Annotated in this window: 19 protein-coding genes; 11 read left to right on the plus strand and 8 right to left on the minus strand. The window is 64.3% G+C overall.

Annotated features, from left to right (window positions below; all coding sequences use genetic code 11):
* The 6 genes from RI444_RS10305 (at window position 1) to RI444_RS10330 (ending at window position 8,307) form a co-directional block, all read left to right on the plus strand.
* Window positions 1-1,359: an MFS transporter gene (locus RI444_RS10305; protein WP_069696503.1), complete on the plus strand. Its 1,359-nt coding sequence runs from the start codon at window positions 1-3 to the stop codon at window positions 1,357-1,359.
* Entirely contained in the window at window positions 1,349-1,807 is a 459-nt protein-coding gene (locus RI444_RS10310) for an acyl-CoA thioesterase (RefSeq protein ID WP_242703092.1), read from the plus strand. Before RI444_RS10305 ends, RI444_RS10310 begins: the two co-directional genes overlap by 11 nt.
* Before the next feature lie 240 nt (window positions 1,808-2,047).
* Window positions 2,048-4,450 carry a phosphoenolpyruvate synthase gene (gene ppsA, locus RI444_RS10315; RefSeq protein WP_062096800.1) on the plus strand — a complete coding sequence of 801 codons (2,403 nt, stop codon included), beginning with the start codon at window positions 2,048-2,050 and terminating at the stop codon, window positions 4,448-4,450.
* Window positions 4,451-5,293, plus strand: a complete 843-nt coding sequence (locus RI444_RS10320) for a pyruvate, water dikinase regulatory protein (RefSeq protein ID WP_021474581.1) — start codon at window positions 4,451-4,453, stop codon at window positions 5,291-5,293.
* A 185-nt stretch (window positions 5,294-5,478) separates the two neighbouring features.
* Window positions 5,479-7,701, plus strand: a complete 2,223-nt coding sequence (locus tag RI444_RS10325; RefSeq protein WP_021474580.1) for a catalase — start codon at window positions 5,479-5,481, stop codon at window positions 7,699-7,701.
* Between the two features lie 129 nt (window positions 7,702-7,830).
* Window positions 7,831-8,307, plus strand: coding sequence for a pyridoxamine 5'-phosphate oxidase family protein (locus tag RI444_RS10330; RefSeq protein ID WP_021474579.1), 477 nt, complete (start codon window positions 7,831-7,833; stop codon window positions 8,305-8,307).
* A 51-nt stretch (window positions 8,308-8,358) separates the two neighbouring features.
* On the opposite strand, the gene RI444_RS10335 is transcribed toward RI444_RS10330, so the two are convergent.
* The 6 genes from RI444_RS10335 to RI444_RS10360 all read right to left on the minus strand — a co-directional run bounded on the left by RI444_RS10335 (window position 8,359) and on the right by RI444_RS10360 (window position 14,807).
* Window positions 8,359-9,132 carry an HpcH/HpaI aldolase family protein gene (locus RI444_RS10335; protein ID WP_031217292.1) on the minus strand — a complete coding sequence of 258 codons (774 nt, stop codon included), beginning with the start codon at window positions 9,130-9,132 and terminating at the stop codon, window positions 8,359-8,361.
* Window positions 9,117-9,902, minus strand: a complete 786-nt coding sequence (hpaH, locus tag RI444_RS10340) for a 2-oxo-hept-4-ene-1,7-dioate hydratase (protein ID WP_062096802.1) — start codon at window positions 9,900-9,902, stop codon at window positions 9,117-9,119. Before hpaH ends, RI444_RS10335 begins: the two co-directional genes overlap by 16 nt.
* Before the next feature lie 2 nt (window positions 9,903-9,904).
* On the minus strand, window positions 9,905-10,996 hold the full coding sequence (gene hpaD / locus RI444_RS10345; RefSeq protein ID WP_021474576.1) for a 3,4-dihydroxyphenylacetate 2,3-dioxygenase: 1,092 nt from the start codon (window positions 10,994-10,996) through the stop codon (window positions 9,905-9,907).
* Between the two features lie 104 nt (window positions 10,997-11,100).
* Window positions 11,101-12,642, minus strand: coding sequence for a 5-carboxymethyl-2-hydroxymuconate semialdehyde dehydrogenase (gene hpaE / locus RI444_RS10350; protein ID WP_207604753.1), 1,542 nt, complete (start codon window positions 12,640-12,642; stop codon window positions 11,101-11,103).
* A gap of 10 nt (window positions 12,643-12,652) precedes the next feature.
* On the minus strand, window positions 12,653-13,312 hold the full coding sequence (locus RI444_RS10355) for a GntR family transcriptional regulator (protein WP_062096804.1): 660 nt from the start codon (window positions 13,310-13,312) through the stop codon (window positions 12,653-12,655).
* A complete protein-coding gene (locus RI444_RS10360) occupies window positions 13,305-14,807 on the minus strand; it encodes a fumarylacetoacetate hydrolase family protein (protein WP_207604754.1) in 1,503 nt (500 codons plus the stop codon). Before RI444_RS10360 ends, RI444_RS10355 begins: the two co-directional genes overlap by 8 nt.
* 143 nt (window positions 14,808-14,950) lie before the next feature.
* Here RI444_RS10360 and RI444_RS10365 point away from each other — a divergent pair, with 143 nt between their 5' ends.
* Together RI444_RS10365 and RI444_RS10370 are read left to right on the plus strand one after the other, a co-directional pair.
* A complete protein-coding gene (locus RI444_RS10365; RefSeq protein WP_207604755.1) occupies window positions 14,951-15,157 on the plus strand; it encodes a DUF2945 domain-containing protein in 207 nt (68 codons plus the stop codon).
* A 20-nt stretch (window positions 15,158-15,177) separates the two neighbouring features.
* Window positions 15,178-16,926 (plus strand): pyruvate dehydrogenase, encoded by a 1,749-nt coding sequence (locus RI444_RS10370; protein ID WP_179013810.1) that lies wholly within the window; start codon window positions 15,178-15,180, stop codon window positions 16,924-16,926.
* Window positions 16,927-16,952: 26 nt separating this feature from the next.
* Here the strand turns inward: RI444_RS10370 and ligD are convergent, their stop codons facing one another.
* Window positions 16,953-18,197: a non-homologous end-joining DNA ligase gene (ligD, locus tag RI444_RS10375; RefSeq protein ID WP_207604756.1), complete on the minus strand. Its 1,245-nt coding sequence runs from the start codon at window positions 18,195-18,197 to the stop codon at window positions 16,953-16,955.
* Window positions 18,198-18,399: 202 nt separating this feature from the next.
* On the opposite strand from ligD, the gene RI444_RS10380 reads away from it, so the two are divergent.
* The 3 genes from RI444_RS10380 to RI444_RS10390 are packed head-to-tail and all read left to right on the plus strand — an operon-like array spanning window position 18,400 to window position 19,932.
* Window positions 18,400-19,041 carry a dihydrofolate reductase family protein gene (locus tag RI444_RS10380; RefSeq protein ID WP_207604757.1) on the plus strand — a complete coding sequence of 214 codons (642 nt, stop codon included), beginning with the start codon at window positions 18,400-18,402 and terminating at the stop codon, window positions 19,039-19,041.
* 45 nt (window positions 19,042-19,086) lie between these two features.
* Entirely contained in the window at window positions 19,087-19,569 is a 483-nt protein-coding gene (locus RI444_RS10385; RefSeq protein ID WP_207604758.1) for a pyridoxamine 5'-phosphate oxidase family protein, read from the plus strand.
* A 3-nt stretch (window positions 19,570-19,572) separates the two neighbouring features.
* Entirely contained in the window at window positions 19,573-19,932 is a 360-nt protein-coding gene (locus RI444_RS10390) for a TraR/DksA family transcriptional regulator (protein WP_207604759.1), read from the plus strand.
* Here the strand turns inward: RI444_RS10390 and RI444_RS10395 are convergent.
* A complete protein-coding gene (locus RI444_RS10395) occupies window positions 19,929-21,203 on the minus strand; it encodes an MFS transporter (RefSeq protein ID WP_207605919.1) in 1,275 nt (424 codons plus the stop codon). The two genes, RI444_RS10390 and RI444_RS10395, sit on opposite strands and share 4 nt — an antisense overlap.
* Between the last annotated feature and the right edge of the window lie 22 nt (window positions 21,204-21,225).

Below are 21,225 nucleotides of genomic sequence, written 5' to 3' on the forward strand. Positions count from 1 at the left end.
ATGGCCGCCGCACCCGTCAACACCTGGAACGTGCCCAAGCGCACCACAGGCGTAGTGCTCTTCTGCTGCTGGCTGGCGATCCTCGCCGAAGGCTACGACGTCGGCGTGCTGGGAGCTGTCCTCCCGGCACTGGCCGAATACAAGGAATGGAACCTTTCCCCGCTGGCATTGGGCGGCTTGGGTTCCTACGCCCTGATCGGCATGCTGATCGGCGCCTTGTTCATCGGCACGCTGAGCGATCTGGTGGGCCGCAAGAAAATGCTGCTCGCCTCCATGATCATCTTCACCGTCACCCAGGCAGGTGCCGCCTGGGCACCGACTCCGGAACTCTTCGGGTTCTTCCGCCTGGTCGGCGGGCTCGGCATGGGTGGCGTGATTCCCGTTGCCGCGGCCTTGACCATCGAATACTCGGCGCCCAACAAGCGCTCTTACAACTATGGCCTCATGTACTCGGGCTACTCGCTGGGGATCGTGGCCGCTGCGCTTGCCGCGCTCCTGGTCCTCCCCATGGGTGGTTGGCGGATGGTCATCGCGATCGGCGCTGCCCCTGTGGTGCTGCTGCCGGTGATCTGGAAGTTCCTGCCGGAATCGCTGGAGTACTTGGAGTCGAAGGGTCGCGGATCCGAGGCAAAGGCCTTGGCCGCCAAGCTGGGCATCACTGATTACAAGCCGGTCGTCCCGGTGGCACCCACTGCCGCGCAAGCTGCGGATCCGTGGTGGAAGACGATCACCACCATGTTCTCCATGCGGTACCTCCGCTCCACGGTGTTCTTCTGGATTTCGCTGTTCTGTGGCCTGCTTTTGGTCTACGGCCTGAACACCTGGCTTCCGAGCATCATGAAGAAGGCCGGCTATGACCTCGGTTCCTCCCTGACCTTCCTCCTGGTCTTCAGCCTCGCCTCGGCAATCGGCGGCCTGCTCCTGGGCCGGGCTGCGGACAAGTACGGCAAGAAGCTGATCCTGGTGGTCTTCTACATCCTCGGCGGCCTGGGCATCATGCTCCTGGTGTTCCCCAACACCATGGTGGTGAACCTGCTGTTCGTGGCCTTCGCCGGCATAGGCTCCATCTCCACGTCGCTGGTCCTCACCGGTTACATCGCCGACTACTACCCGGCGAAGGTCCGCGGTACGGCCACGGGGTGGGCCCTCAGCTTCGCCCGCCTCGGTGCCATCTCCGGACCATTGATCGGTGGCTGGATTGCCGGGTCGAAACTTCCCTTCGAAGCCAACTTCGCCATCTTCGCAGGTATTGCGGTCCTGGCGGCGGTCGCTGTCGCACTGATTCCCAAGCCGCAGCCGGAGCAGCCCGTGGCCGCAGAGGACCCGGACGGCCGAAATGCCGCAATCGGTGCCCGATAACGCGCGCCTGGTCCGCGAAGACACGTACGTGGACGGGGGACCGGAGGCAAAGGTAGAGCGCATGGTCGAATGGGTGGACACCGATGCCTCCGGCCACCAACACAATTCGGCAATCCTGCGCTGGGTGGAGTCCGCAGAGGCTGAGCTGTTCCGGAATCTTGACCTCCCGGACTACTTTCCCAGCGCACCCCGGGTCCAACAGGTCATCAACTATAAAGCGAAACTGTGGTTCGGGCAGCGCGTGACCGCAACAGTGCGGATCGCGGCCCTGGGCCGGACCTCCATGACCATGGAGTTCGAAGTCCGTGGCCATTCCGCCGGGGCGGCAAGGGAGGCGGGGGAGGTTGCCGCCTTCGGCTCCGTCACCACCGCCCACGTCCCGCCCGGCGCCACGACGGCCCAACCCTGGCCGGAACACTTCGTTGCTGCGGTCAGGGCCGGAGCGTAACAATTCCGGGAAGCAATACCGGCAAAAAGCCCGACGTCGGCACCCCACCCCGGGTGCCGACGTCGGGCTTTTCCCCTTTACCCGGCAGGCCCCCGACGCAACAAGTCATGTCCGCTTCATGACGTGTGCGTTAAGTTGCGCTGATCACATGAGTTTGCTTCCGGGGGCCTGGTCCCCACAGTCTTGCATCACCCTATTTTTCAGCGCTTGTCAGCGCGTGCCCAACGAAGGACACCATTTATGACTGACGTTCTCTGGTTTTCTGATCTTGGCTTGTCCGACCTTGACCAGGTTGGCGGCAAAAATGCTTCCCTCGGCGAAATGGTTCGCAACCTCGCCTCGGCGGGAGTAAAAGTTCCGGACGGTTTTGCCACGACGGCGGACGCTTACCGGCGTTTCCTCAGCGAATCCGGCCTGGATGCCAGGATCGAGGCCATCATTGCGGGGCTGGACAGCGGCGACGTGGCCGCTTTGGCCCGCGTTGGCCAGCAGATCCGTGACTTGATCCGTGAAACACCGTTCCCGGCCGGTTTCGAAGAAGAAATCCGCGCCGCATACCACCGCCTGACCGCAGAGCATGGCGACGATGTGTCCTGGGCTGTGCGCTCGTCCGCCACTGCCGAAGACCTTCCCGATGCTTCCTTTGCCGGCCAGCAGGAAACCTTCCTTAATATCCGGGGCATTGAGAACATCCTGGTTGCCATCAAGGATGTTTTCGCTTCGCTGTACAACGACCGCGCGATTGCCTACCGCGTCCACCACGGGTTCACCCACTCGGAAGTGGCGTTGTCGGCCGGCGTGCAGCGCATGGTCCGTTCGGACGTCGGAGCATCCGGCGTGATGTTCACCATGGACACCGAATCCGGGTTCAATGACGCCGTGTTCGTTACCTCGTCGTACGGACTTGGCGAAGCCGTGGTGCAGGGCGCCGTGAACCCGGATGAGTTCTATGTGTACAAGCCTGCCCTTGCTGCGGGCCGGCCGGCCGTGCTGAAGCGCGGCCTGGGTGACAAGGCCATCCAGATGGTCTACACCGAATCCCGCGAGGTTGGCAGGACAGTGGACTTCATACCCGTTCAACCGGACCTGCGGAGCAAGTTCAGCCTGAATGACGCCGAAGTTGAGCAGTTGGCCCGGCACGCCATGGCCATCGAGGCGCACTACGGCCGGCCCATGGACATCGAGTGGGGCAAGGACGGCGTGGACGGTGAGCTCTACATCCTGCAGGCCCGCCCGGAAACGGTGGAGTCCCGCAAAGCGGCCGGTTCCGTCTCCCGTTACACCCTCGCCGAGCGTTCCACCGTGCTGGTGGAAGGCCGCGCCATTGGCCAGCGGATCGGTGCAGGGCAGGTGCGCGTCCTGTCCTCCATCGACCAGATGGCTTCCTTCCAGGAGGGCGATGTCCTGGTGGCGAACATGACCGACCCTGACTGGGAACCGATCATGAAGAAAGCCGCCGCGATCGTCACGGACCGTGGCGGGCGCACGTGCCACGCTGCCATCATCGCCCGCGAACTGGGCATCCCCGCCGTCGTTGGAACCGGGTACGCATCCCAGATCCTCAAGGACGGAACGCCGGTGACGGTGTCCTGCGCCGAAGGTGAAGCCGGCCTGGTGTACGAGGGGCTGCTCGAGTACACCCTCCAGGAAACGTCCCTGGAGACCATGCCCGAGGCACCGGTGAAGATCATGATGAACGTCGGCACCCCGGAGCAGGCGTTCAGCTTCGCCAGGCTCCCGCACCATGGAGTGGGCCTGGCCCGGTTGGAATTCATCATCAACCGCCAGATCGGCATCCACCCCAACGCCCTGCTGGCCGTTGCCGGCGACATTCCGCGCCCGGCGTCCCTGGACGATTTCACCGTCAGGCAGATCCGCGAGAAGATCGCGGCCTACGACGGACCGCGGGACTACTACGTGCGTCGCCTTGCCGAAGGCATCTCCACGATTGCCGCCGCGTTCGCGCCGGAAACGGTGATCATCCGGCTCTCGGACTTCAAGTCCAACGAGTACGCCAACCTGATCGGCGGCCCGGCGTTCGAACCCGAGGAAGAGAACCCGATGATCGGGTACCGGGGCGCTTCCCGGTACTTGTCGGAGTCGTTCCGGCAGGCGTTCGAGCTTGAGTGCGAGGCCCTCAAGTACGTGCGGAACCAGATGGGCCTGAGCAACATCAAGCTCATGGTTCCGTTCGTGCGGACCCTGGACGAAGCCCGCGGCGTCATCGACCTGCTGGCGGAGAACGGCCTGCGCCGCGGCGAGAACGGGCTGGAGATCGTGATGATGTGCGAACTTCCCGCCAACGCGCTGCTGGCCGATGAGTTCCTGGAGTACTTCGACGGGTTCTCCATCGGTTCCAACGACCTCACCCAGCTCACCCTGGGCCTGGACCGCGACTCAGCCCTGGTGGCCGATGGCTTCGATGAGCGGAACCCCGCTGTCACCAAGCTTCTGGAAATGGCCATCAGCGCCTGCCGGGCCAAGGGGCGGTACGTGGGCATCTGCGGCCAGGGTCCCAGCGACCACCCGGACTTCGCGGAGTGGCTGCTGGCGCAGGGAATCAGTTCGATCTCCCTGAACCCTGACGCCGTCACGGAAACGTGGCTGCGCTTGGCACGCACGGGTAACCGCGCGGCGCTGTAGATGACGGATACGCATGCCGTGGGGGCGGGCTCCGCGCCTGCTCCCACGGTGTTCTTTCTCTCCGACAGCACCGGCATCACCGCCGAGACCCTCGGTAATACGCTGTTGACGCAGTTCCCGGCGCACCGCTTGGAACGCCGCACCATCCCGTTCATCACCACGGTTGAACAGGCCCGCGCGGTGGTCCACGGCATCAACCGGGTGGCGGCTTCGGGCACCCGGCCGCTGGTTTTCTCGACGACGGTCAATCCGGAGGTGCGTGCTGTCCTCGCCCAGAGCGCAGGCCGCTTCTTCGACCTCTTCGACGCGCACATCGGCCAATTGGAAGACGCGTTGGGCACTGCCGCCAGCGGCGCTCCCGGGCAAGCGCACGGCGTCGGGGACGCTGTTCGCTACCAGTCCCGCATGGCCGCGGTCGAGTACGCGATAGAGCACGACGACGGCCAGTCCCTGCGGGCGCTGGAGCGTGCCGAGCTGATCCTCATAGCGCCTTCGCGCTGCGGCAAGACCCCCACCACCATGTATCTGGCATTGCAGCACGGCATCCTCGCGGCGAACTTCCCCCTGGTGGAGGAAGACTTCGACACGATGTCGTTGCCCAAACCGTTGCTGGCGTTCGCGGACAAGTGCTTTGGCCTCACCTCCCAACCCGTGCGGCTGAGCCAGATCCGCCAGGAGCGCCGCCCCGGCAGCAACTATGCCTCGCTGCAGCAATGCAGTTTTGAACTCCGGAACGCAGAGGACATGTACCGGGCGAACAACATCCCGTACGTGAACTCGGCCACGATGTCGGTGGAGGAAATCTCGGCCACGGTGCTCCAGCGGATGCAGCTTCATCACTGATCTGTCGGGGAGCTTACGTCGGGGAGCTTACACGGCGAGCTGACGTGGGGCGCTGACCGGCCACCAAGGCCGCTCCGCGCCGCGTGGCTCTGTTGCGGTGCCGGCAGGGGACCCCTAGGGTAGTAAGGAAGCTTAGCTTTTTAGCTGGGCTGCCGGCTTTGCCACAAACCCGAGGAGAACCCATCGTGCCAAACGAAGACAACGTCCGGATTCCCGGCGCTCCGTCAAGTGAGCCCGCAAGCGTGGAAGAGCCAACCGGTCCCCGTGAACCTTTGCCGCCCAAGCCCGACCAGCAGGCGCCCGAGGCTGTCTCGCCCACGGGTAGCCCCACAGGTGCGCCGGCAAACGCCCGGGCCCAGTCCGGCCAATACCTGACAACTGCCCAGGGGCTGAGGCTCGCCGACACAGACCACTCACTCAAAGCGGGTTCGCGCGGGCCCACCCTGCTGCAGGACCACCACCTGCGCGAAAAGATCACGCACTTTGACCACGAACGGATCCCGGAGCGCGTAGTCCATGCCCGTGGAGCCGGCGCACACGGCGTCTTCCGTTCCTACGGCACGGCCTCGAAAGTGACCAAGGCCGGCTTCCTGGCGGCCGACGTCGAAACGCCGGTCTTCGTGCGGTTTTCCACCGTACTGGGTTCACGGGGTTCGGCGGATACTGTCCGCGACACCCGCGGATTCTCGACGAAGTTCTATACGGATGAGGGCACATATGACCTCGTAGGCAACAACATCCCCGTCTTCTTCATCCAGGACGGCATCAAGTTCCCGGACATCGTGCACGCTGCCAAGCCCCACCCGGACCGGGAGATCCCGCAGGCCCAGAGTGCCCATGACACCTTCTGGGACTTCGTCTCACTGCACACCGAAGCCCAGGCCCACACCCTGTGGAATATGTCCGACCGCGGCATTCCGCGGTCCTACCGGACCATGGAGGGGTTTGGTGTCCACACCTTCCGGTTGGTGAACGCAGATGGCGAAACCACGCTGGTCAAGTTCCACTGGAAGCCCAAGCAGGGTGTCCATTCACTGGTCTGGGAGGAAGCCCAGATCATCAACGGCATGGACCCCGACTTCCATCGCCGGGACTTGGCCGATGCCATTGAGGCGGGTGCCTATCCCCAGTGGGAATTGGGCATCCAGGCGTTCCCGGACACCGAGGACCAAATGTTCGAGGGCATCGACCTCCTGGACCCCACCAAGTTCATCCCGGAGGAACTCGCCCCGGTCCAGCCGATCGGCCTGATGACCCTGAACGCCAATCCCACCAACTACTTTGCCGAGACGGAGCAGGTCGCCTTCCACCCGGGACACCTGGTGCCCGGAATCGATGTGACCAATGATCCGCTGCTCCAAGTGCGGCTCTTCTCCTACCTGGACACCCAGATCTCCAGGCTGGGCGGGCCGAACTTCGCGCAGCTGCCCATCAACCGGCCGCACGCTCCGGTCAACGACATGCTCCGTGACGGGATGCACCAGACGGCGGTCCACTCCGGCGTGGCTCCCTACCACCCGAACTCACTCGATGGCGGATGCCCGTTCATGGCGGGGCAGGACGTCGGGGCGTTCGTGGAGGTTCCCGAAGAAATCGCTGAGGCCATCAAGGAGCGCCGCAACCCTGCATCCTTCGATGACCACTACAGCCAGGCCCGGTTGTTCTTCCGGAGCATGACACCGGTGGAGCAGGACCACATCATCCAGGCCTACACTTTCGAGCTCGGCAAATGCTATGAAGCTGCTGTCCGGGAGCGGCAGTTGATGGCGTTGGCCAACATCGACGCCGGACTGTGCGAGGCCGTCGCCAAAGGCCTTGGCATGCCGGTTCCCGGCGCCACGGTGGATGTCCCCGACTCCGAGCCCAGCCCGGCGCTGTCCCAGTTGGGCGGCACATGGCCCGTCGCAGGCCGCGTAGTGGGGATTGTGGCCGACGCAGGCAGCGATCTTTCGCTGGTCGCTGCGGCCCGTGAAGCGCTGGAATCAGAGGGCATCGTACCGTTGCTTGTTGCGCCGGTGGGTGGCCACCTCCGAGCGGACGACGGTCCTGCCTTGACGGTCCAGCGGACCTATCTGACGGCGCGGTCCACCGAGTTCGACGCCCTCGTCCTGGTAGGCGGGGCTTCGCCGGCTCCGGACGCCATGCCCGGTCGGGACGCCAAGGCGGGGGAGCCCGGAGCCACGGTGGACCCCCGCGTCGTGCTTATGGCCTCGGAAGCCTTCCGCCACGGCAAGGCAATCGGTGCGTGGGGTTCAGGAGCCTCCTGCCTCGATGCTGCGGGCATACCCCAGGACGCTCCGGGGATCGTGCCAGGGGATGATCCGGGCGCTGTGATCCCTGCCCTCCAGGAGCTCCTGTCCACGCACAGGGCCTGGGAGCGGTTCCCGGCTGCGGGAACGTCAGCTTAGCGTCGCCTGCTTCCAGGGGACTCACGACGGCGGGTGGTTGCCATATCGGTGACCATCCGCCGTCGGCGTTAGGTGAATCGCGACGTCAAACCCTACTCAGTCCGGAATTCAAGCACTAGGCTCAACGCCATGGAGAACACTGCTTCAGTACAAGACACCAAAGAGCTCAGCGTCCATGACTGCTGGAAGTATCTGCAATCCACATCGGTCTGCAGGATCGGTCTTGTCATCGATGGAAATCCGGAGATCTTCCCCATTAACTTCGTCTCCAATTACGGAACGATCATTTTCCGCATCGGGGAAGGCACCAAGGAGGCCGCTCTACGGGGCGCGTCACGCGTTGCACTTGAGGCAGACGGTTTCAACAGCTACGGAACCATTGCCTGGAGCGTGATCCTCAAGGGCAGTGCCGAGTTCGTCTCGGACCCGAACGAAATCCAGGAAGCCGTGGACTCGGGACTTGCCCCGTGGCAACCGGGCAGCAAGGACATCCTGGTGAGGGTGACGCCGTCGGACATCAGCGGCCGCAGGTTCGTCATCAACCCGCCCAGCCAGTGGCGGCCAAATGTTGATCCGGAGACCTTGCCGGACGAACAGCGGTCCTAGGTTTATGCATCCAGCCCGGTGGCGGGGCATGCGCCGCGCCACCGGCGGCTGCTAGCTAATGAACTTCTCCGCAAACCCCTCCGAGGCCCGGGCCAAGACCGAGACGTCGGCGCCTACCAGCACGAACGAGGCGCCGGCGTCGAGGTAGGACCTTGCTGTTGCTTCGTTGAAGGCGTTCACGCCGGCCGGTTTGCCTGCCGCTTTGGCGGCTTCAAGGCAATGCTCGACGACGGCCCTCACCAGGGGATTTTCCTGCTGTCCCAGCAGGCCCATCGAGGCGGCGAGGTCGGAGGGGCCAAGGAAGATCCCGTCCACACCATCGACGGCGAGGATTTCTTCGACGGCAGATGCTGCCGCCTCGGATTCGATCTGGACCGTAAGGCTGATGCTCGCCGAAGCTGTGGCGAGGTAGTCCGGGATGCGGTTCCAGCGCGCCGATCGGGCCAGGGCGGAGCCGACGCCCCGGACCCCGTGCGGCGGGTAACGGACGGCGGCCACCGCGGCGGCTGCTTCGAAAGCGGAGTTGACCATGGGAATCATGAGGTTCTGCACGCCGAGGTCCAGATATTGCTTGATCACCACGGTGTCGTTGACGGGAGGGCGGACCATGACCTGGATCGGGTAGCCGCTGGTGGCGTGGAGCTGGGCGAGGATTGATTCGAGGCCGTTGGGGCTGTGTTCGGCGTCTATCAGGAGCCAGTCCAGGCCGGAGCCGGCGCAGATTTCGGCCACCAACGGGCTGCCGGAGCATACCCACATTCCCACCAGGGGGCGGTCCGATTCCCGGAGGACTGTGTAGAACCGGGGGTCTAGCTGAAGTGGCATGTCACAACTCCCAAGGGTCCGTAGTCGGCGTGGACGGTATCGCCTTTGTACACCCACAGGGGGCGGGTGAAGGAGCCGGCGAGGATGATGTCCCCGGCTTTCATGGAGTCGCCGTGGGCTGCGATCTTGTTGGCCAGCCAGTGGACCCCGTTGGCCGGGTGGTCCAGGACGCCCGCTGCCACTCCGGTCTCTTCCACGGTTTGGTTCTTGTAGAGGATGGCCGAGACCCAGCGCAGGTCGACGGCGTCGGGCTTCACGGGGCGCCCGCCGATCACCATGGCGCCCATGGCGGCGTTGTCCGAGATCGTATCCACGATGGTCCGGCCCTCCATTTCGATCCTGGAGTCCAGGATCTCCAGGGCAGGAACCACGTAGTCGGTGGCGTTGAGGACATCGAAGATGGTGCAGCCGGGTCCCTTCAGGCCGTCCTTGAGCACGAACGCAAGTTCCACCTCCACCCGCGGGTGGGTGTACCGGTCCCACTCCACGGAGCAGCCGGTTTCGAAGACCATGTCATCGAAGATCGCTCCGTAGTCCGGTTCGGTGATGCCGGTGGCGGCCTGCATGGCCTTGGACGTGAGGCCGATCTTTCGCCCCACCAGCGTGCGGCCGGCTTCTTCGTTACGTTGCCGCCACAGCTTCTGCACGGCGTAGGAATCTTCAACCGTCATCTCCGGATAGCGCGCGGTCAGGCGTGGGACCGGTTTGCGGTTCCTGCCCGCCTCGACGAGCTCGTCGGCAATGGCTTCGATTGTCCGGGCATCCAACATCCTCAGACCTGCGCTCCCAGTTTGAATCCTTCGGCTCCGGTGGCCTCGTCGGGGCGGGTGTAGGAGAAACCATCGGCCCCGACCGTGACTGCCATTTCAGACTTCTCTTCACGTTCAATGACCGGCTGGGGGTTGCCGTCGAGGTCCAGGACCAGGGAGGCCTCGGTGTACCAGGACGGGACCACGGGGTTGCCCCACCAGTCACGGCGCTGGTTGTCGTGGACGTCCCAGGTGACGGTGGGGTTGTCCGGGTCGCCGGTGTAGTAGTCCTGGGTGTAGATCTCCACCCGGTGGCCGTCCGGGTCCAGGATGTAGAGGTAGAAGGCGTTGGAGACGCCGTGGCGTCCGGGGCCGCGTTCGATGCGGTCGCTGATGCGCAGGGCACCCATTTTGTCGCAGATCTGGATGATGTTGTGTTTCTCGTGGGTGGAGAACGCGATGTGGTGCAGGCGGGGTCCGTTGCCACCGGTCAGGGCGGTGTCATGCACAGTCTGCTTGCGGTGCATCCACGCGGCGTACGTGACGCCGTCGGAATCCTTGATGTCTTCCGAGACCCGGAAGCCCAGGTCCTCGAGGTACTTGCGGCCGCGCGGAACATCCGGGGTGACCTGGTTGAAGTGGTCCAGGCGGACCAGTTCGCCCGCGGAGTACAGATCGTAGCGCTGGGTGAGGCGTTCAACGTGGTCAACCTCGAAGAAGAACTCGTACGGGAAGCCCAGCGGATCCTCCACGCGGACGGAATCGCCCACGCCCTTGGTGAAGCCTTCCTTGCGCCGTTCCACCCGGCAGCCGAGTTCACGGTAGTAGGCCTCGGCGGCATCCACCTCGGCGGGGGACTTCACCCGGTAGGCGAACGCGGCCGCCGCGGCCACCGGGCCCTTCCGCAGGACGAGGTTGTGGTGGATGAATTCCTCGAAGGAACGGAGGTAGATGGTGTTCTCGTCTTCCTCGGTGACGTGCAGGCCAAGGAGATCCACGTAGAACGCCCGCGACTTTTCCAGGTCCGTGACCACGAGTTCGAGGTAGGCGCAGCGGACGATGTCCGGAGCCGGAACGGTCGGGGTGGGGATGGGGCCGGTGAAGGGAGTAGTCATGATGGTCTTTCTTCGTCGAAAGGATGGTTGTGGGTACCCAACTGGGTCGCATTTGTGCGCGCTTTGAGGGCTGAAAACGCGCTCTATTGCGACCTGGTTGGGTGCTAGGAGCCGGACTTGGGCGTGTCGCCGAATTTGGGGGTGTGGACGGAGCCGAGGGTGATGTGCACGGCTTGCTGGTCGGTGTAGAAGTCGATCGAGCGGTAGCCGCCCTCGTGGCCCAGGCCGGAGGCTTTGACGCCGCCGAACGGGGTGCGCAGGTCGCGGACGTTGTGGCTGTTGAGCCACACCATGCCGGCCTCGACGTTTTGGGAGAAGTTGTGCGCCCGGGTCAGGTTCTGGGTCCAGATGTAGGCGGCCAGGCCGTACTTGGTGTTGTTCGCCAAGGCGAGGGCTTCGTCGTCGTTCTCGAACGGGGTGATGGCCACGACGGGACCGAAGATTTCCTCCTGGAAGATCCGCGCGTCAGGTGCGACGTCGGCAAACACGGTGGGTGCGATGTAGTTGCTGTTGTTGAGCCCTGCGGGCAAGTTCTCGGGTCGGCCGCCGCCAGCCAGGAGCCGGCCTTCGGACTTGCCGATCTCCACGTACGATGCAACCTTCCGGTAGTGCTCGGGGTGGACCAGTGCCCCGACCTGGGTCTTGGGATCGTGGGGATCGCCCACCACGATGTTCTTGGCCCGGGCGGCGTACTTTTCACAGAATTCGTCGTAGATGGCGCGTTCCACCAGGATGCGGGAGCCGGCGGTGCAGCGTTCGCCGTTGAGCGAGAACACGCCGAACAGGGCCGAATCGATCGCGGCGTCCAGGTCGGCGTCGGCGAACACGACGCACGGGGACTTGCCGCCGAGTTCCATGGACAGGCCCTTGAGGTTCTCTGCAGCGTTGCGGAAGATCGTCTGGCCGGTGGTGGTCTCGCCGGTAAAGGAGATCAGCGGAACATCCGGGTGCTTCACCAACGCATCACCGGCTTCCTCACCCAGGCCGTTGACCAGGTTGAACACGCCATCGGGCAGGCCGGCGTCCTTGAAAATCTGCGCCCACAAGGACGCCGAGAGCGGCGTGAACTCGGCAGGTTTCAGGACCACGGTGTTGCCGGTGGCCAAGGCCGGAGCGAGCTTCCACGACTCGAGCATGAACGGGGTGTTCCACGGGGTGATCAGGCCGGCCACACCGATCGGTTTGCGGTTCACGTAATTGATCTGTGAGCCCGGGACCTTCATCGCGTCGTCGAACTGGGCCACAATCAGGTCCGCGAAGAAACGGAAGTTCTCCGCCGCCCGGAGTGCCTGGCCTTTGGCCTGGGTGATCGGCAGGCCGGTATCGAACGTCTCGAGCTCGGCGAGGCGGGCTTCCTGCGCCTCGACGGCGTCGGCGATCTTGTTCAGCACCCGGGCACGCTCGCGGGGCTTCATCTTCGGCCAGGGACCGTTGACGAACGCTTCGCGCGCTGCGGCGACGGCGCGGTCGATGTCTTCCTTCTGGCCCGCGGCGGCGGTGGCGTAGTTCTGGTTGGACACCGGGTCCAGCACGTCGAAGGTCTTCCCGGAGACGGAGTCAACGAACTCGCCGTTGATGTAGTGCTGGACATGGGTGGGCAGGTCCTCGGGAACGTAGTGCTTGGTGGTTTCGGTGGAGGTCGTCATCGTTGAGTTCCTAACTGGATACGGCGTGGGCGAGGTAGGCGTCGAGGGTGGCGGCGCGGTGTTGGCGGGCAGCTTTCTCGATGGTGTCGGCGTCTGCTCCGGACTCGATGAGTTGGAGCAGGGCCTCGTGTTCACGCACCGATTCCTGGGCCCGGCCGGGCACGAACCGGAACGTGGATGAGCGCAGGGACGCCAGCCGGTTCCAGCCGCGGTGGACCAGGTCAAGAATGTGCGGGTTGGGGCAGTGCTCGAACAGGACGCTGTGGAAGTCCTGGTTCAGGGCGGTGAAGCGGACAGGGTCAAAGTGTTCCAGGCACTCGCGCATCTCGGCATTCACTGCACGGGCGCGGGCGATCGTGGCCGGATCAATCAGCGGTGCGGACAACGCGGTGGCCGCACCTTCCACGATGCTCAGGGTCTGCATCGTGTACAGGTACTCGGTGGGGTCGATCCCGGAGACCGTCGCGCCGACGTTCCGTTCGAACTTCACCAGGCCTTCGGCCTCCAGCCGGCGGATGGCTTCGCGGACAGGGACCACGCTGAAGCCCAGGTCTTCGGCGATCTTGGCCAGCACCAGCCGGTAGCCGGGGGTGTAGGCGCCCTCGACGATCCGGGCCTTCACGGCCTCATACGCTTGCTGGGATTTGCTCCCGACGGCGGTTTCAGTCACCGTGGGCTCCTTCCGTGGCTTGCAGGGACAGCCATTCGGCGTAGCGGGCCTGCCACTCCTTGTTCATGGGGTAAAGACCATCCACGCTGTTGCCTTGCTTGACCATCTCAAAGATGAAGACTTCTTCCTTTTCCTGGGCGATGCAGTCGTCCACGAGTTCCTCGGCGATGGCCGGGGGAATGACCAGGATCCCGTCGGAATCGGCAACGATTATGTCGCCCGGCTGCACAGTGGCGCCGCCGCAGGCAATGGTGATGTCGGTGTCCCACGGGATGTGGCGCCGTCCGAGCACGGCCGGGTGCGGGTTCGCGAAGTATGTCGGCATGTCCAGGTCCGCCACGGCAGAATAGTCGCGGACACCGCCGTCGGTAATGATCGCCGCGGCTCCACGGACCTGGGCCCGCAGTGCGAGGATGTCCCCCACTGTTCCGGTGCCCTTTTCTCCGCGGGCTTCCATGACCAGGATTTCGCCTTCATTCACCGAATCGATCGCGCGTTTCTGGGCGTTGAAGCCACCGCCGTGGGTCTTGAAAAGGTCCTCACGGTTGGGTACATAGCGCAGCGTCCGGGCCAAACCCACCACCTTGCGGTCCGGGCGGGTGGCCTGCAAGCCGTCGATGCTGACGTTGTTCAACCCGCGCTTGCGAAGCTGCGACGACAGTGTAGCGGTGGCCACCGATTCGAGCTTCGCCTTTAACTCCGGCGTCAGCACACTCGCGGCAGCCGCCGGCTCCGCCGGTGCCAGCCCGGCGGCTTCGCGGGAACCGCAGGCCTCTTCCCGCTGCGTGTCATCGGTCTTGGGGCCGGCACCAAAGTCCGCGAACGGCGTCGTACCTTCCGTCACCTTGGTGGTGAGGCGGCCGGTGCTGAAATCACCTCCGGTGACCTCAATTTCGACGACGTCCCCCGGGACAGCCACGGAAGCTCCAGCGGGGGTGCCGGTGAGGATGATGTCGCCCTCCTCGAGCGTCAGCAGCTGGGAGAGGTCCGCGACGAGCTGCGCGAAGGGGAAGAGGAGGTCCTCGGTGGTGTCGTCCTGGACCAGGTCACCGTTGTGCCAGGTGCGGACGCTCAGTTTGGAAGGGTCGACGGCGTCTGCCGGGATGAGCGCCGGGCCAACGGGCGTGAACCCGTCCCCGCCCTTGGAACGGAGGTTGGAACCCTTGTCCGCGTAGCGGAGGTCGTACACGCCGAGGTCGTTGGAAGCGGTGACGGCGGCAACGTGGCTCCACGCATCCTCCAAGCCAACGCGGCGGGCAGCTTTGCCGATCACCAGTGCGATCTCGCCCTCGTAACCGAGCAGCTCACAGCCGGCAGGGCGTTCAACAGTTCCGGGAGCGTCGGGGGAACCCAGGGACAACGACGACGGCGGCTTCAGGAAGTACGACGGTTGCGCCGGAGTCCGCCCACGCTGCGCAGCCCGGCTGGGGTAGTTGATGTGGACCGCAATCACCTTGCGCGCTGCCGCCAGGGTGTCCGATGTGACCTGTTCCAAACCCACTCCTCATCGAGTATGAAATCGTATACGATTACTCTGGCTCATCTGCGGGAAGGTGTCAAGGGCCCAACGTGCTTACTATGGCTGGACACCCGGGTCCGCCTGAAAGGGCGGTTGCCCTCCAGACGCAAGGAGCAGCCATGACGCTAAGCAAAGGCACGCACGTCGAATGGAACACGTTCCAGGGCGCGACGCACGGGAAAATCGTCGAGAAGAAGACGTCCGACTTCGAACTCGAAGGCAACACGCACCGGGCCAGCGAGGATGAGCCGCAATACATCGTGGAGTCGGACAAGACCGGTGCCCGTGCGGCGCATAAAGCCTCGGCCCTGACCGAGAAGAAGTAGCGCTGGCGAGGAGGAGCACTATGGCCAAAGAGCTTGCAACCCAACTCATCGAACAACTCCAGGCTGCCGGAGTGCAGCGTATCTACGGGATCGTGGGCGACAGCCTCAACCCCCTCGTCGATGCTGTCCGGCAGACCGGCGGCTCCGCCCAAGGGGGTATCGATTGGATCCACGTCCGGCATGAAGAAGCTGCCGCGTTCGCCGCAGCGGCCGAAGCGCAACTCACCGGAAAGCTGGCCGTGTGTGCCGGTTCCTGCGGCCCCGGCAACCTCCACCTGATCAATGGCCTCTATGACGCCAACCGTACCGGCGCCCCGGTGCTGGCGATTGCCTCCCACATCCCAAGCAAGCAAATAGGCAGCGGGTTCTTCCAGGAGACCCACCCGGACCGGCTCTTCAACGAATGCTCGGTGTACTCCGAACTGGTGAGCACCACCGACCAGGCGCCGCGCGTCATGCATAGCGCCATCCAAAATGCCGTCGCGTTGAGGGGCGTCGCCGTCGTCACTCTGCCCGGTGACATTGCGGGCCTGGAAGCCACGGCTTCAACGCCACTTCCGGCGACGTTCCGCCCCGCCAGTTTGGTTCCGGATCCGGCCAGCGTGCAGGAACTCGCCGATGCCATCAACGACGCCGGCAAGGTCGCCATTTTTGCCGGCGCGGGCGTCGAGGGAGCACACAGCGAGTTGATTGCCCTGGCTGAGTTGGCGAAGGCTCCGATCGGGCATTCCCTGCGCGGCAAGGATTTTGTCCAGTACGACAACCCGTTCGACATTGGCATGACGGGACTGCTCGGCTACGGAGCCGCGGCCGAAGGCATTGAAGACGCGGACCTGCTGGTCCTCCTGGGAACGGACTTTCCCTATGACCAGTTCCTTCCGGAGACCCGCACGGCGCAGGTAGACCGCGCCGCCCAGCGATTGGGGCGGCGGACCGACGTCGATATCGCCGTCCAGGGTGATGTGCTCCCCACCCTCACTGCGCTCCTGCCCCTGGTGAAGCCGAAATCGAGCCGCCGCTTTCTGGACCAGATGCTCAAGAAGCACGACCGCTTGATGAACAAGGCTGTGGGAGCCTACACGCGGAAGGTGGAGAAGAAGCAGCCCATCCACCCGGAATACGCGGCGTCGTTGTTGGACCAGGTAGCCGCCGAGGATGCAATCTTCACTGCGGACACCGGCATGTGCAACGTGTGGACGGCGCGCTACATCAACCCTTTGGGGACCCGCCGGCTGATTGGGTCGTTCCTTCACGGTTCCATGGCCAACGCCCTCCCGCACGCCATTGGAGCGCAATTGGCCTATCCGGGCCGCCAGGTGGTGTCGGTCTCCGGCGACGGGGGACTGTCCATGCTGCTGGGCGAACTCATCACCGTGGCTGCCCACGAGTTGCCCGTGAAGGTGGTCGTGTTCAACAACTCCACGTTGGGCATGGTGAAACTGGAGATGCTGGTGGATGGCCTGCCCGACTTCGGGGTGGACGTACCGGATGCCAACTATGCCGCTGTGGCCAAAGCACTCGGTTTTCACGCGGTGCGGGTGACGGACCCGGCAGACATTGAGTCAGCCTACCGGGAAGCGTTCGCACATCCCGGCCCCGCACTCGTGGAACTGATCACCGATCCGCAGGCGCTGTCCATCCCTCCGAAGATCTCCGGCTCGCAGGTCATCGGTTTCGCCACGGCCATGTCCAAGGTGGTGCTGAACCGCGGAGCGGGGGAGGCCGTCAGCATGGCCCGCAGCAACCTCCGCAACCTTCCGCGCCGCTAGGACCCTGGTTCCGGCGGGCCGGGGGCTTACCTCTCCGGTCCGCCGGACCATTCCTTTCCGGCCCACGGATCGTAGTCGGCAATCAGCTTCTCCTGCTCCGGTCGCCTACCCTCGGCTACGTGCTGGAGGTTCACGCGGACGCGGTACCAGAGCGAGCTTGAGCCGCGCATGCCATCCACCAGGATGTCCGCCGGATGGAGGTCCGGAACAACGTCCTTGTGGTTGGCTTTCCACTTCTCCAAGGCATCAAGGGCTTCGGGCTTGGTTTTGGTCCGGGCCACTTCGATGAGCGGCATGGTCGATTTCCGGCGACCGGACCCGTCTCCGCCCCGGGGAGCTTTCTCCGCCGGGCCCAACTCCTCCGCCAGCGCGAGGAGCCCGTCGAGGCTCCCTGCAGCCTGATCGATGCCGTCATGGGGATCGCCGATGTCCTTGAATCTTTCAGGGACCGTTAGGACAGTGAACTGGTCCGGCCGGATGGTGGCCACTTCTTCCCACGTCAGTGGCGTGGAGACTCTCGCGTCCGACAGGGGCCTGATGGAGTAGGCAGAAGCCACGGTGCGGTCCTTGGCGTTCTGGTTGAAGTCCACGAAGACGCTCTCACCCCGTTCTTCCTTCCACCACCGGGCCGTGGCCAGCCCCGGTGCCCGGTTCTCGGCTTCCCGGGCCAGGGACTCGGCAGCCAGCCGGACCTGCCGGTAGTCATGGTCCGGGACTATCCGGACCAGGATGTGGAGTCCGCGGGAGCCGCTGGTCTTGGGCCAGCCCACCAGTCCGACGTCGTCCAGCACCTCCCGTGCCACGTACGCGACGTCCACTATCTGTTTCCAATCCACGCCCGGCATCGGGTCAAGGTCAATCCGGAGCTCGTCCGGATGGTCCAGGTCCTCGGCCCGCACCGGGTGGGGATTGAGGTCCAGACATCCAAGGTTCACTACCCACGCCAGACCCGCAGCGTCGCGAATCACCGCTTCCTCGGCAGACGTGCCCGAGGCGTAATGCAGTGTTGCCGTGTCAATAAAGGGTGGGTGGTTCTCCGGTACGCGCTTCTGGAAGAACGGCTCCGCGTCGATGCCCTTCGGGAAGCGCTTAAGGACCATGGGCCGTCCGCCGGCTCCGCGGAGTGCGCCTTCGGCGACCGACAAGTAGTACCGGACGAGGTCCAACTTGGTCAGGCCGGGCTCCGGGAAGACCAGCTTGTCCGGACTGGAGATGCGGACGTCCACATCGTCGATCGTAAGAATCTCGGCCGGGGTCTTGGACGGAGTCATGGCGCCACGCTAGCAACGATGGACGGTGCGGACCATAGCCTGCAGTGCAGGTGCGGACCCTTGAGCGCCCTTGGCCATGGCGATAGCATGGCCGCCTCCGGATGGGCAGGCCACGTCCGGACGGCTGAGCCGATGGCCGGTTGCAGAGCCGCTTTAGGGTGGGGCGCGGGTCGAGTGTCCTGCCATGCACAAGGAGCCAATCATGAGTGAAGCAACAGAAAAAGCCGGTGCGGAGCTGATGGTCGATCTGATCATCACCTTGGACGGGTACGCGTCAGGGGAAGGATGGCCGGGTTGGTGGGGCTTGGAAGGACCGGAATACCTTGCCTGGCTCGAAGAAGAGGGAAAGAAGGATTTCACCACCCTCATGGGAGCGAATACCTACAGGGTGATGGCAGGGTTGTCCCAACAGGCGGCTGACGACTCCGCTGCATTCTCCGAGGAGGAGGGTGCCAGTTTGGGCGGCCTGGCCGATATGCCCAAAGTCATCTTCTCTTCCACCCTGCAAGAGCCCCTGGCCTGGCCCAATTGTGAGTTGATTCGCGGCGATGCCGTGGAAGCCGTACGCGGGATGAAGCGCACCCGGACCGGGACGTTGTCCACGCTGGGCAGCCTCTCCCTGTCCAGGTCCCTACTGAAAGCCGGGCTCGTGGACCGGTTCCGGCTGGTCATCTTCCCTGTGATCACGGGCCGTACGGGAAGCGAAAGGATCTACGACGGCTACCCGGACGTTGCCCTTGAGTTGGTCAACAGCAGGACTTTTGATGGCCGGGCCCAGTTGCTGGAGTACATCCCCACGGTCCTGGAAGGCCCGCCCCGGCTAGAAAATAAGGCAACTTACTAATAGTCTGACGTGGGGACCTTCCCTGACCAGAGGAAAGAGGCGAACATGACTGAAGAACACGACATCAGCAAGGTCACGGAAATCATCAACGACTCCAGGATCGGGATGCTCACCACCATCAACGAGTCCGGAGCGCTTGTCAGCCGGCCTCTCGCCGTCCAGGAAGTCCGGGAAGACGGCGACCTGTTGTTCTTGACGTCCCTCGAGACATCCCAGGTGGCCCACGTGAAAGCAGATCCCCGGGTCAACGTATCGTTTGGTCGGAAGACTGAGTGGGTCTCTGTGGCGGGAACGGCGGAGGTCGTGACGGACCGGGCCCAGATCCGCGAGCAATGGAGCCAGGCTGCGGAGGCATGGTTCCCTGACGGACCGGAGACTCCCGAGGCTTGCCTGCTCCGCGTGGATTCCGACTCCGCCGAATACTGGACCAGCCCCGGCGGTACCGCGGCCACTGTGTTGCAGTGGGTCAAATCCAAAGTGACGCATTCCCGGATGAGCGTTGGCGAGAGCAACACGGTGGATCTCTGAACAATGGTGGATGCAGAGCGGTTCCGCGCGATCCTGAATCAGGAGAGGGAGCAGAAACAGACCCTTCTCGATTCGCTTCGCGGCGACATCCGCTCAGTCAGCGCCGCCCGGGTGGACTCCAATGTGGACGACGAACACGACCCCGAGGGCAGCACCATAGCGTTCGAGCTGTCGCAGGCCGGGGCGCTCATGGAGCAAAGCCGTGCGGGATTGGAGCAGATTGAGGCGGCGCTGGCCCGCATCGACGACGGCACCTACGGGCACTGTGCTGTCTGCGGGGAAGCAATACCCGAGGGCAGGCTCGAAGCCCGGCCCTGGACCCCGTTCTGCGTCCGGCACGCATCGGGGCGCACGAAGAACTAACCCGTGGTCTCCGGTCCGTCCTGCCCCGACGTCGGCGTCGTCGCACCGTCGGCAACGGGCGCCTGCCTGCGACTAGCGAGAAGGAACGGGACGGCCAGCAACTCGATGACACCGGCAATCGCCAGCGACGCTGGGTAGCCGTACAGGTCCGCGCTACGGCCCAGGAGGGGTTGGACCACCACGCCGCCGCTGGAACCCATCAGGGAATCGAAGCTCAAGACCGTGGCGCGTTGCTTGGAAGGGATCATGTCGTTGACATACGCCTGCCGCACTGGAAGGGCCGCCGAACCCATCACCGCCCACAACGCCAGCAGCACCAAAGCAACCCAGAACAGGCGCGTGAACCCCAAGGCCAGCAGAATGGCACCGCCGATCACACCCGTCAGGATCAGCACCGAGGTTCGCTTGTGGAACAGACCCCTCAGGTGCGGCGCCAACCAGCCACCCAGAATTTGCGAACCGGCAACGATCGCGGCGGCGAGCCCCGCGACCGAGTAAGCCTTGGGGTCGCCGAACAGCTCCAGCAGGAAAGGCTGCAAAGCGTAGAAAACATAAATCCCGACGCCGGCGGTAAAGGGAGCAGCCAGCATCACGTACCGGACGGGCCGGTTCTTCAAACCGTTTTCGAGCGAGGCCGACAGCACTGCGCGGGTGGCCTCCACCGGACGCGCCGACCTATCAGGCGAGAACCCGACGTCGTGCATCAACCGGAACGCGACCGCGAACATGGCCACGAGCACCAGGACCCTGAGCAGGAACGGCACGCCAAGGTCCGTGGCTTGGGCAATAACCCCTCCCGCCACGGAGCCAACCAGCATTGCGATTCCTTGCGCCATCTGACCGCGGCCCAGGACAGTCTCCAGTCCGCCTTCGTACCCCGAATATCGCAGGGCATCCACCAGCCAGGCTTCCACTGCGCCTGAGAAGAACGTGAAGCCCAGCCCCAACAGCACAGAGACCACCGCCCACATCCAAAACGGTGCGGAGATCTGCCAGAGCACGTAGTACAGGTAAGTGGACCCGGCCAGCGTCATGGTGCCCAGCAGGAACGACGTACGCCGGCCCCAGCCGTCGGCCACCACGCCGGTAGGTACCTCGAACAGGACCATGCCCGCGGTGAAGAACGCGTTCGCGGCGAAGGCCTCCAGGTTGCTCAGCCCCGCGTCCAGCAGGAAAAGGGTGTTAATGCCCCAAATGAAGGATGCCGCGATGGTGTTGCCCAGAGTCAGCGTCAGATAGACACGCTGTATCGCGCGGGCGGCATCGTTCATGGTGTCGCCGCTGCCTGTGGAG

The sequence above is a fragment of the Paenarthrobacter sp. AT5 genome (assembly GCF_032764245.1).
Taxonomy (GTDB): domain Bacteria; phylum Actinomycetota; class Actinomycetes; order Actinomycetales; family Micrococcaceae; genus Arthrobacter; species Arthrobacter ureafaciens.